Origin of the sequence: Klebsiella sp. CN_Kp075 (assembly GCF_040065055.2) — a bacterium.
Lineage (GTDB): Bacteria > Pseudomonadota > Gammaproteobacteria > Enterobacterales > Enterobacteriaceae > Klebsiella > Klebsiella aerogenes.
Window position 1 is genome coordinate 4,764,903 of sequence record NZ_CM198050.1, and the last position, 12,027, is coordinate 4,776,929.

9 protein-coding genes are annotated in these 12,027 nt (G+C 58.2%); 6 read left to right on the forward strand and 3 right to left on the reverse strand.

The window, feature by feature from the left end; translation table 11 throughout:
- Positions 1-181 precede the first annotated feature (181 nt).
- The 3 genes from treR to treC all read left to right on the forward strand — a co-directional run bounded on the left by treR (position 182) and on the right by treC (position 4,385).
- Entirely contained in the window at positions 182-1,129 is a 948-nt protein-coding gene (gene treR, locus ABLV78_RS22640) for a trehalose operon repressor TreR (protein ID WP_045394704.1), read from the forward strand.
- Between the two features lie 130 nt (positions 1,130-1,259).
- A complete protein-coding gene (gene treB / locus ABLV78_RS22645) occupies positions 1,260-2,678 on the forward strand; it encodes a PTS trehalose transporter subunit IIBC (protein ID WP_045378471.1) in 1,419 nt (472 codons plus the stop codon).
- Positions 2,679-2,729: 51 nt separating this feature from the next.
- Positions 2,730-4,385 carry an alpha,alpha-phosphotrehalase gene (treC, locus tag ABLV78_RS22650; RefSeq protein ID WP_047046220.1) on the forward strand — a complete coding sequence of 552 codons (1,656 nt, stop codon included), beginning with the start codon at positions 2,730-2,732 and terminating at the stop codon, positions 4,383-4,385.
- Between the two features lie 56 nt (positions 4,386-4,441).
- Here treC and celB read toward each other — a convergent pair whose 3' ends face one another.
- From celB to ABLV78_RS22665, 3 genes are all read right to left on the reverse strand, one after another.
- On the reverse strand, positions 4,442-5,794 hold the full coding sequence (gene celB / locus ABLV78_RS22655; RefSeq protein ID WP_047046222.1) for a PTS cellobiose transporter subunit IIC: 1,353 nt from the start codon (positions 5,792-5,794) through the stop codon (positions 4,442-4,444).
- 25 nt (positions 5,795-5,819) lie between these two features.
- Positions 5,820-7,127: a 6-phospho-beta-glucosidase gene (locus ABLV78_RS22660; RefSeq protein ID WP_047046225.1), complete on the reverse strand. Its 1,308-nt coding sequence runs from the start codon at positions 7,125-7,127 to the stop codon at positions 5,820-5,822.
- 91 nt (positions 7,128-7,218) lie between these two features.
- A complete protein-coding gene (locus tag ABLV78_RS22665) occupies positions 7,219-7,482 on the reverse strand; it encodes a PTS sugar transporter subunit IIB (RefSeq protein WP_015368564.1) in 264 nt (87 codons plus the stop codon).
- Positions 7,483-7,788: 306 nt separating this feature from the next.
- Here ABLV78_RS22665 and ABLV78_RS22670 point away from each other — a divergent pair, with 306 nt between their 5' ends.
- The 3 genes from ABLV78_RS22670 to nrdG all read left to right on the forward strand — a co-directional run bounded on the left by ABLV78_RS22670 (position 7,789) and on the right by nrdG (position 12,025).
- Entirely contained in the window at positions 7,789-8,532 is a 744-nt protein-coding gene (locus tag ABLV78_RS22670; RefSeq protein WP_045394700.1) for a MurR/RpiR family transcriptional regulator, read from the forward strand.
- A gap of 356 nt (positions 8,533-8,888) precedes the next feature.
- A complete protein-coding gene (nrdD, locus tag ABLV78_RS22675) occupies positions 8,889-11,027 on the forward strand; it encodes an anaerobic ribonucleoside-triphosphate reductase (protein ID WP_032713553.1) in 2,139 nt (712 codons plus the stop codon).
- 533 nt (positions 11,028-11,560) lie between these two features.
- On the forward strand, positions 11,561-12,025 hold the full coding sequence (gene nrdG, locus ABLV78_RS22680) for an anaerobic ribonucleoside-triphosphate reductase-activating protein (RefSeq protein ID WP_045386772.1): 465 nt from the start codon (positions 11,561-11,563) through the stop codon (positions 12,023-12,025).
- The last annotated feature ends 2 nt before the right edge of the window (positions 12,026-12,027 follow it).

A 12,027-nucleotide genomic window follows, 5' to 3' on the forward strand; every position in this document is an offset into this window, starting at 1 on the left:
AAAATTCTCCGGTAAGTAACTCAAGACGGCGCGGAGTATACCGCGACCAGGAAACTATTTGTGGCTATTATGGCTATCATACCGTCCGGCAACTAAACCGGACCTCAACCAGTCTTTGCTCATTGAGGATTCGTTGAGTAGCATTAGACTCACTCAAATCGGACGACGGCGAGAACCTCGTATGCAAAACCGGCTAACAATCAAAGATATCGCGCGTTTAAGCGGCGTTGGAAAATCGACGGTGTCGCGCGTGCTGAATAACGAAAGCGGCGTCAGCGAGCGCACCCGCGAACGGGTGGAAGCGGTGATGCAGCAGCACGGTTTCTCCCCTTCCCGCTCCGCCCGCGCCATGCGTGGTCAGAGCGATAAGGTGGTGGCGATTATCGTCACCCGTCTGGATTCGCTGTCGGAAAATTTAGCGGTGCAGACCATGCTGCCCGCCTTTTATCAGCAGGGCTACGATCCGATCATGATGGAGAGCCAGTTTTCTCCGGCGCTGGTGGAAGAACATCTGGGCATGCTCGCCCGTCGCAATATCGACGGCGTGGTACTGTTCGGCTTTACCGGTATTCGCGAGGAGATGCTCGCGCCGTGGCGCGAAACGCTGGTGCTGCTGGCGCGCGACGCTCCCGGCTTCGCTTCGGTGTGTTATGACGATCATGGCGCGATCAAGTTACTGATGCAGCGTCTCTATGAACGCGGACACCGACATATAAGTTTCCTCGGCGTGCCGCACAGCGACGTTACCACCGGGGAACGCCGTCATCAGGCTTATCTCGATTTCTGCGCGCAAAAGAAGCTCACGCCGACCGCTGCCCTGCCGGGACTGGCGATGAAGCAGGGTTATGAAAGCGTCGCCAGCGTACTGACGCCCGAGACCCGCGCGCTGGTCTGCGCCACCGATACTCTCGCTCTCGGCGCCAGTAAATATCTACAGGAACAGCGTATCGACACGCTACAACTCGCCAGCGTCGGCAGCACGCCGCTGATGAAGTTTCTGCATCCGGAGATCCTCACCGTCGATCCCGGCTACGCCGAAGCCGGACGCCAGGCGGCGCAGCAGCTGATCGACCAGATCGCCGGCCACGCAGAACCCCGCCAAATCGTCATTCCCGCTGCCCTGAATTAATCTCGTTCGGGCGATTTATGTGATCTTCGCCGAGTTTCGGGAACGTTCCCATTTTGCATTCCCAACGGAACGGTTAGGATGCATGCAAGGTAAAAACGGCATCTCTCCCCTCTGTTTTTGAGGCTTCATCATGAGCAAAGTAAACCAGCAGGACATCGATAAACTGATCGAACTGGTGGGCGGGCGCGGCAACATTGCCACCGTCAGCCACTGTATTACCCGTTTGCGCTTTGTGCTGAACGATCCGGCCATCGCCAAACCGAAAGACATTGAGCAGTTGCGCATGGTGAAGGGATGCTTCACTAACGCCGGGCAGTTCCAGGTGGTCATCGGCACCGAAGTCGGCGATTACTATAAGGCGCTGCTGGCCACCACCGGCCAGGCGTCCGCCGACAAAGAGCAGGCCAAACAGGCCGCGCGGCAAAACATGAAGTGGCACGAACGGTTGATCTCGCACTTTGCCGAGATCTTTTTCCCGCTCCTGCCGGCGCTGATCAGCGGCGGTCTTATCCTCGGTTTCCGTAACGTCATCGGCGATCTGCCGATGAGCAACGGCCAGACGCTGGCGCAAATGCACCCGTCGTTGAAAACGATTTATGACTTCTTGTGGCTGATTGGCGAGGCTATCTTCTTCTATCTGCCGGTGGGGATCTGCTGGTCAGCGGTGAAGAAAATGGGCGGCACGCCGATCCTCGGGATCGTGCTTGGCGTCACGCTGGTCTCTCCGCAGTTGATGAACGCTTACCTGCTCGGCCAGCAGGTGCCGGAAGTGTGGAACTTCGGCCTGTTTACCATTGCGAAAGTCGGCTATCAGGCGCAGGTGATCCCGGCTCTGCTGGCGGGGCTGGCGCTGGGCTTTATCGAAACGCGCCTCAAGCGTATCGTGCCTGACTACCTCTATCTGGTGGTGGTGCCGGTGTGCTCGTTGATTCTGGCGGTGTTCCTCGCTCACGCTTTTATCGGCCCGTTTGGTCGTCTGATTGGCGACGGCGTGGCCTTCGCGGTACGCCACTTGTTAACCGGCAGCTTCGCGCCGATCGGCGCCGCGCTGTTCGGCTTCCTGTATGCGCCGCTGGTGATAACCGGCGTACATCAGACCACCCTCGCTATCGATATGCAGATGATTCAAAGCATGGGCGGCACGCCGGTATGGCCGCTGATTGCGCTGTCGAATATTGCTCAGGCGTCGGCGGTGGTCGGCATTATTATTGCCAGCCGTAAACAGAATGAACGCGAAATCTCGGTACCCGCGGCGATCTCCGCCTATCTCGGGGTCACCGAACCGGCGATGTACGGCATCAACCTGAAGTACCGCTTCCCGATGCTGTGCGCGATGGTCGGATCCGGCCTTGCGGGCCTGCTCTGCGGCCTGAACGGCGTGCTGGCAAACGGCATCGGCGTCGGCGGCCTGCCGGGCATCCTGTCGATTCAGCCAAGCTACTGGCAGGTCTACGCCACGGCGATGGCCATCGCCGTGGTAGTGCCGATTATCCTCACCACCGTGGTTTATCAACGCAAGTACCGTCAGGGCACCTTGCAGATTATCTAACGTCTTCTTTCGGGGCGCCGCTTGCGCCCCCTATATTCGCAGGAACGTAATATGAATACCCTTCCCCGCTGGTGGCAAAACGGCGTTATTTATCAAATCTACCCGAAGAGTTTTCAGGACACCACCGGCAGCGGTACCGGCGATTTACGCGGCGTCACCGCCCGTCTCGACTACCTGCAAAAGCTCGGCGTCGACGCTATCTGGCTGACGCCGTTCTACGTCTCGCCGCAGGTGGATAACGGCTATGACGTGGCGAACTATACCGCTATCGATCCCTCATACGGCACGCTGGAAGATTTCGACCAACTGGTCGCCGGAGCGAAAGCGCGCGGTATCCGCATCGTGCTGGATATGGTGTTTAACCATACCTCGACGGAACACGAATGGTTCCGCCAGTCGTTAAATAAGGCGAGCCCGTATCGCCAGTTCTATATCTGGCGCGACGGCGAGCCGGGAACATTACCGAATAACTGGCGTTCGAAATTCGGCGGTAACGCCTGGCAGTGGCATGCGGAAAGCGAACAGTATTATTTGCATCTTTTCGCCACCGAGCAGGCGGATCTTAACTGGGAAAACCCGGCGGTACGCGCCGAGCTGAAAAAAGTCTGCGAATTCTGGGCCGATCGCGGCGTTGATGGCCTGCGCCTTGATGTCATCAATCTTATCTCCAAGGATCAGAACTTCCCGTCCGATACCGTTGGCGATGGACGTCGCTTCTACACCGATGGCCCGCGGGTTCACGAGTTCCTGCGGGAAATGAGCCGCGATGTCTTTACTCCTCGTGGCCTGATGACCGTCGGTGAAATGTCTTCCACTTCGCTTGAACACTGCCAGCAATACGCCGCGCTGGACGGACGCGAACTGTCGATGACGTTTAATTTTCATCACTTAAAAGTCGATTATCCCGGCGGCGAAAAATGGACCCTCGCCCGTCCGGACTACGTGGCGCTGAAAGCGCTATTCCGCCACTGGCAGCAAGGGATGCATAACCGGGCGTGGAATGCGCTGTTCTGGTGTAACCACGATCAGCCGCGCATCGTGTCGCGCTTCGGCGACGAGGGTGAGTACCGGGTGCCGGCGGCGAAGATGCTGGCGATGGTACTGCACGGCATGCAGGGCACGCCCTATATCTATCAGGGCGAAGAGATTGGCATGACCAACCCGCATTTCAGCAACATTAGCGATTATCGCGACGTGGAAAGCCATAATATGTTTATCGAGCGCGCGGCGCAGGGGCAAAGCCCGGATGAACTGCTGGCGATTCTGGCCAGCAAATCGCGCGACAATAGCCGCACACCGATGCCGTGGCACGACGGCGAGAACGGTGGCTTCAGCGATGGAGAACCCTGGATCGCGTTGGGTGATAACTATCGCGAGATTAACGTCGAGGCGGCGCTGGCGGATCCGGAATCGGTGTTTTACACCTATCAGCAGCTGATCGCGCTGCGAAAAACCACGCCGGTGCTGACCTGGGGGGATTATCAGGATCTGCTGCCGGACCATCTGTCGCTGTGGTGTTATCGCCGCCAGTGGCAGGGGCAGACGCTGGTGGTGGCCGCCAATCTGAGCCGTGAGTTCCAGCCGTGGCAGCCGCCGGAGATGTCCGGCGACTGGCGGGCGCTGATTGGCAACTATGCGGAAACGGCCAACCGTCCGGCGGCAATGACGCTGCGGCCGTTCGAAGCGGTATGGTGGGTGCAGGCGTAAAGCTTTTCCCCGGTGGCGCTACGCTCACCGGGGCTACCGGTTCGTGGGGCTGGAGATTACGCGCGGTCAGCGTCAGGAAGGATAACGCTCTCCTGCGGCTGCGCTGAGGCATGCTCCTCTTTGGCCTTCAGCCGATCCCAGGCGCGGAAGAACGGATAGTAAACCACCAGCGAAATAGTTAAATTCACGACCTGCAGTATGGTGCCGGAAATATGGCCGCCGGTCGCCAGATAGCCGCTGATGAAGATCGGCGTGGTGAACGGCAGCGCGATTCCGGCCGGCGGCGCCACCAGCCCGGTCGCCATTGCGGTATAGGACACGATCACCAGCAGCACCGGCGTTAAAATAAACGGCAGGAAGAAGTACGGGTTCATCACCAGCGGGATGCCGAACACCATCGGCTCGCTGATGTTAAACAATGCTCCCGGCGCGGCAATTTTCCCCAGTTGTTTCATCTGCTGACTACGGCTGCGCAGCAACATAAAAATCACCAGCCCCAGCAGCGCGCCGGTGCCGCCGGGCGCAATCCACAGGTCGTAAAATTGCTGGGTAATAATATGCGGGATCGGCTGGCCGTTCTGAAAGGCCGTCAGGTTCTCTGACATATTCGACAGCCACACCGGCTGGATAAATACCAGCACAATCGCGTCGCCGTGCAGGCCCAGCGTCCACAAAATACCGATCACAATCACCGAAATAATCATCCCCGGCAGCGTACCGCCGACGTGATGCATCGGAATACCGATCAGGGTGGCGATCATGCTGTTGATGTCGCCGAACGGCGAGGCCTCAACCGCCAGGCGCAGCGCCAGCACCACCGCCAGTACGCAAAAACCAGGGATCAGCGCGAGGAATGATTTCGCCACTGCCGGCGGCACGCCGTCCGGCATGCTGATAACGAGATTGCGACTGGCGACCAAACGATAAATCTCCGTCGACAGCAGCGAAATGACAATAGCGACAAACAGCCCCTGGCTGCCGACCATGCTCACCGGGATCACTCCTTTAATCACCTCCGCCGCGCCGTGTACCGGGGTAAACAGGGTGTTTTGCGGGATAGTCATCACAAAGGCCACCAGCGACATCGCCCCGGCGCTCAGCGGGTCGATGGTGCGGTACTTCTCCGCCAGCCGATAAGCGATGCCGAAGCTGGAAATCAGCGCCATAATGTCGTAGGTCGCTTTCACCGGGTACAGCATTTTATCGCGCCAGACCTCGCCAAACAGGCCGCTCATCATGTCGGCATAGCCGGGGATCGGCAGGTAGGCGAAAATCAGGAAAAACGAGCCAATCAGCATAAACGGCATATTCAGAATGATGCCATCGCGTACCGACAGGACGTGCTTTTGCCCGGCGATTTTTAGCGCCGCCGGCATGACGTAACGTTCAATCCAGCTTGTATTCGACATGGTGTGCTCCCGAGGGAAATAGCGGTCAGTTAAATTGCGTCAGCCATTGACGGTTTATCGTTAACACTTCATCCAGCAGCGCCTGGGCATCGGTGACGTTACCGACCAACGGGTTAGCCACCAGCGCCAGCAGCGCGCTCTCGCGGCAGCCGTGTACCGCGGCTTCAATCGTCAGCCTTTCAAAGGCTTTCACCTGCTGCGTCAGGCCGTTCATCGCCGGCGGCAGCGGGCCGAACGCCAGCGGCCGCGCCCCTTGCGCATCGATAATGCTGTTGGTTTCCACCACCGCATCATCATCCAGGCCGTGAATCGCGCCGTTGTTGCGGGTGTTTACCACCATCTCCGCGCCCAGGTTGTTGTGAATCGCATTGATAAGCTCAACGGCCACTTCCGAGTAGTAAGCGCCGCCGCGAAAGCTCAGCTGCTCTGGTTTTTCTTCCAGCTGCGGGTCGGCGTACAGCGCAAACAGCTCCTGCTCGACCTTCATCACCTGCTCGGCGCGGGTGCCTTTGGTTTTCGCTGCGGCGATCTCTTCCGCCAGCATCGCCGGCGTCAGCCAGAAATAACGATGATAAGGGCACGGAATCGCCTTCAGCGCGCGGAGGAATTCCGCCGGCCACGGCAGTTCTTTAATGTTGTTCATCGACAGCGCCTTACCGTCGCACAGCATATCGATCACTTTACCGGTGACATCCTCGCGCCCCTGTAGCACCTTATGCACCCAGACCATATGGTTGAGCCCGGCAAAGCGCAGTTTCACTTCGGACTCCTGCGCGCCCAACATGCCGACGATCATGTGCTGCATGTTGATCGGTACGTTGCACAGGCCGATGATCTTCGCCTTGCTGTAGCGGCTGACCGCCTCGGTGACGATCCCCGCCGGGTTGGTAAAGTTAAGAATGAACGCTTCCGGCGCCAGTTGTTCCACTTTGCGCGCAACATCGAGGATCACCGGGATCGTCCGCAGCGCCTTGGCGAAACCGCCGACGCCGGTGGTCTCCTGGCCCAATAGATGATATTTGAGACCCAGCCGTTCATCGGCGGCGCGCGCCGCCAGTTGCCCGACGCGTAGCTGCGTCAGCACAAAGCTGGCGCCGCGGATCGCCTCATCGAGCGTAAAGTGGACGCTGACCGCCACCTGCTCCAGCCCTTTATGTTTCAACATCCGCCGGGCCAGCGCGGCAATGATCTCAACCTTTTCCCTGCCGGATTCGACATCCACCAGCGCCAGTTCGGTGACCGGAAGCTGCTCATAACGAACGATAATCCCTTCAATAAGCTCCGGCGTGTAGCTGCTGCCGCCGCCGATAACGGCGATTTTCAGTGCTTGCATAGTGACCTCTATTCGCATTTTTCGGCATGCAGATCGCCGCGCGCGATCGCCAGGACCGCACGTGAGGGTGATAAAAAACGGGATTAGTAAATTAGCGTTCGAGCAGGGCCAGCGCTTTATCCAGCACCGCGGCGCCGCGCATCATGCCGTAGTCGGCCATATCGATCACCGCTACCGCTTTGCCCTGCGGCGCCGCCAGCGCGGTTAGCCGTCCGGCTTCGTATTTGACCTGCGGTCCGAGGAGGATGACATCGGCGTTCGGCAGTTCACGTTCAAATTCCGCCACCGCCACCGCGTAGATTTCCAGCGCCAGCGCGCGCTGCTGGGCTTCCGCTTTCATTTTATTTACCAGCATGCTGGTCGACATGCCTGCGGCACAACAGAGTACGATTCGTGGCATTGCGCTTCCCCTTTGCGTGTTTATCGCTTCAGCCTTCACGACCTGTGCGACTATATTGTTAATATTGTGTGATAGTGAAGGCTATATGAAAATAATTTTCACCGATGTGATCGAGGCTCAATTTTTGCGCATTATTTCCTCATGTCATTGCCAAACATCGACGCCAGATATAGGAAATCGCCTGCGCAGATGCTATAAAAACGGCTATTCACTAAGTGAAAAATATTTTCAATTCCGGGTACTGCCAAAGGGAACATCAGGATGGATATCGTAGGTCAGCTACAGGAAGGATTGATCCGCTTTAGCGCTCAGGAGTCGCGCGTCGCCGCCTTTATTCTGGAAAATCTTAGCTTTACCGCCAGCGCCTCCATTGACGAACTGGCCGCCAGCGCGGGGGTCAGCCCGGCCACCATCACCCGCTTCGCCCGTTCAGTGGGCTGTGATGATATTCGTGATTTACGTAAACAGCTGGCGCAGGCCAGTGAACGGCGCGCCAGCTGGCTCACGCCGGATAGCGCCGCCCTGCCCGTCGCCTGGCGCGACAAACTTAGCAGCCTCGGCGATACGCTAACCCGCCAGCTCGGGCACACCGCCGAAGCGGCGGTGGAAAAGTGCAAATCGCGCCTGCTGAGCGCTCGCGCGGTGCATTGCTTCGCCCTCGGCGCCCAGGACGTGGCGCTGGCGGCGCTGCTGCAGCACCAGCTGCTGCCATCCGGCATCGCGATTAATCTCTGTCAGGAGGCGGCGCTGATGCGAATGACCGCCAGTACCCTCAACGACGATCATCTACTGCTGGTGCTGGCCACCGCCGAAGCCAGTACGGTATTACAGAGCGCGACGCTGCAGGCGCGTACGCAGGGAGTGACGATTATCGCACTGACCCCGGAACAGCATGCGCTGGCCGATATGGCCAGCGCCGTGCTTCCGCTGCCCGCCAACCCGCAACATGCCCGCTACGCCCTGCTACTGCTGGTCGATCTGCTTAACGATACATTGATAGCCTGAATGTTTTGCCCGTTCCTTTAGCGTTCGGGCCCAATTTTTGCTTATATTTTAAGCGCCTAAATTTACATTTACGCCAGCGCCCATCATCCGTACTCTCACCTTTTTACCTTGTTCTGGGTCAATAAAATCGCAAACATCTTTGATGCAAATCACTACATATAGAACTTAAAATGCGCCCCGGCCCTACATATTGTATTAATCGTCTATTATGTCACCATATCTTGTCGTTGTTGGGCGGTGATGAGATGTGGATAAAAAGGGCCGGATCCGAAGGCAAACGCCGCTAGTCGTAGCGTGGCGCGCTTTTGGGAGACCTTCCGCCTCTGTGGATAACCTGTTCTATATATGGAGTGATCATGACACCGCATGTGATGAAACGTGATGGCTGTAAAGTGCCGTTCAAGTCAGAGCGCATTAAAGAAGCAATTCTGCGTGCAGCTAAAGCAGCGGGAGTCGATGACGCAGACTATTGCGCCACCGTCGCAGAAGTCGTTAGCCAGCAAATGCAGGGCCGCGCGCAGGTCGATATCAACGATATCCAGACCGCCGTGGAAAACCAGTTGATGTCCGGCCCGTGGAAACAGCTGGCACGCGCCTATATCGAATATCGCCACGATCGCGATATCGAGCGTGAAAAGCGCGGCCGCCTGAACCAGGAAATTCGTGGTCTGGTCGAGCAAACCAACTCATCGCTGCTCAACGAGAACGCCAACAAAGACAGTAAAGTGATCCCGACCCAGCGCGATCTGCTGGCCGGTATCGTGGCCAAACACTATGCCCGTCAGCATCTGCTGCCGCGCGATGTCGTACAGGCGCACGAGCGCGGCGAGATCCACTACCACGATCTCGACTATTCGCCGTTCTTCCCGATGTTCAACTGCATGCTGATCGACCTGAAAGGCATGCTGACCCACGGCTTTAAAATGGGCAATGCCGAAATTGAGCCGCCGAAGTCTATCTCTACCGCCACCGCGGTCACGGCGCAGATTATCGCCCAGGTCGCCAGCCATATTTACGGCGGCACCACCATTAACCGTATCGATGAAGTGCTGGCGCCGTTCGTCACCGAGAGCTTCAAAAAGCATCGTAAAATTGCCGAAGAGTGGCAGATCCCGGATGCCGAAGGCTATGCCCGTACGCGGACCGAAAAAGAGTGCTACGACGCGTTCCAGTCGCTGGAGTATGAGGTCAACACGCTGCATACCGCCAACGGCCAGACGCCATTCGTCACCTTTGGTTTTGGCCTCGGCACCAGCTGGGAGTCGCGCCTGATCCAGCAGTCGATTCTGCGCAACCGCATCGCCGGTCTCGGCAAAAACCGCAAAACGGCGGTATTCCCGAAACTGGTCTTCGCCATTCGCGACGGCCTGAACCATAAATTCGGCGATGCGAACTATGACATCAAACAGCTGGCGTTAGAGTGCGCCAGCAAGCGCATGTACCCGGATATTCTCAACTACGATCAGGTAGTGAAAGTTACCGGGTCGTTTAAAACGCCGATGGGCTGCCGCAGTTTCCTCGGCGTGTGGGAAAACGAGAACGGCGAACAGGTACATGATGGGCGCAACAACCTCGGCGTTATCAGCCTGAACCTGCCGCGTATCGCGCTGGAAGCGAAAGGCGACGAAGCCGCCTTCTGGACGCTGCTGGACGAGCGCCTGCTGCTGGCGCGCAAAGCGCTGATGACCCGTATAGCTCGTCTGGAAGGGGTGAAAGCCCGCGTCGCGCCAATTCTGTATATGGAAGGCGCCTGCGGCGTACGTCTGAAAGCCGACGACGACGTCGCGGAAATTTTCAAAAACGGCCGCGCGTCTATCTCCCTGGGCTACATCGGGATTCACGAGACCATCAACGCGCTGTACAACAATCAGCATATGTACGATAGCGAAGCGCTGCGTGAAAAAGGCATCGCCATCGTGCAGCGTCTGCGCGACGCCGTTGAACAGTGGAAGGAAGAGACCGGCTACGGCTTCAGCCTGTACAGCACGCCGAGCGAAAACCTGTGCGATCGCTTCTGCCGCCTCGATACCGCCGAATTCGGCGTGGTACCGGGCGTGACCGAGAAAGGCTACTACACCAACAGCTTCCATCTCGACGTCGAGAAGAAGGTGAACCCTTACGACAAGATCGATTTTGAAGCGCCGTATCCGCCGCTGGCCAACGGCGGCTTCATTTGCTACGGCGAATATCCGAATATCCAGCATAACCTCAAGGCGCTGGAAGACGTGTGGGATTACAGCTATCAGCACGTACCGTATTACGGCACCAATACGCCGATCGATGAATGCTACGAGTGCGGGTATACCGGCGAGTTCGAGTGCACCAGCAAGGGCTTTACCTGCCCGAAATGCGGCAACCACGACGCCGCCCGCGTATCGGTGACCCGCCGGGTATGCGGTTATCTCGGCAGCCCGGACGCGCGTCCGTTCAACGCCGGCAAGCAGGAAGAAGTGAAGCGCCGCGTGAAGCACCTGGGCAATGGGCAGATCGGTTAAGTTCTGCACAGGGTTCTCACCCTCACCCTAACCCTCTCCCTCAAGGGAGAGGGAACCGTTCAAACCCGGCATTAAGCCCGGCGCTGGTTTTCCCCCTCTCCCCGTGGGAGTGGGAACCGTTCAAGCACGGCGCTGGTTTCCCCCCTCTCCCCTTGGGAGTGGGAACCGTTCAAGCACGGCGTTGAGCCCGGCGCTGGTTTTCCCCCTCTCCCCGTGGGAGTGGGAACCGTTCAAGCACGGCGCTGGTTTTCCCCCTCTCCCCGTGGGAGAGGGAACCGTTCGAGCACGGCGTTGAGCCCGGCGCTGGTTTTCCCCCTCTCCCCTTGGGAGAGGGCCGGGGTGAGGGTATCAGCCCCTGGTAGCCCGGCCGAGCGCAGCGACGCCGGGAAATGGCCGCACGCCTGCGTTTTCGCAAAGCAATTAACGTCAGAGCAAGGCGGCAAACGAAGGAATCTCCAGGAGCGTACATTCAGTACGTGACTGGGATGAGTGAGCGCAGCCAACGCCGCTATGACGTTAATTGAGAAGCGAAAATGAATTATCACCAATACTACCCCGTCGACATCGTCAACGGCCCCGGCACCCGCTGCACCCTGTTTGTCTCCGGCTGCGTCCACGAGTGTCCCGGCTGCTACAACAAAAGCACCTGGCGGGTGAATTCCGGCATGCCGTTCACGACCGGGATGGCCGACCGCATCATTGCCGACCTCAACGATACCCGCATCAAACGCCAGGGGCTTTCACTCTCCGGTGGCGATCCGCTGCATCCGCAAAACGTCGCGGAGATCCTCAAACTGGTGCAGCGCGTACGCGCCGAATGCCCCGGTAAAGATATCTGGGTCTGGACCGGCTATAAGATTGATGAACTGAACGCTGAGCAGATGGAAGTCGTGAACCTGATTAACGTGCTGGTCGACGGTAAGTTTGTGCAGGATTTAAAAGACCCGGCGCTTATCTGGCGCGGCAGCAGCAACCAGGTCGTGCATCATTTGCGATAGCG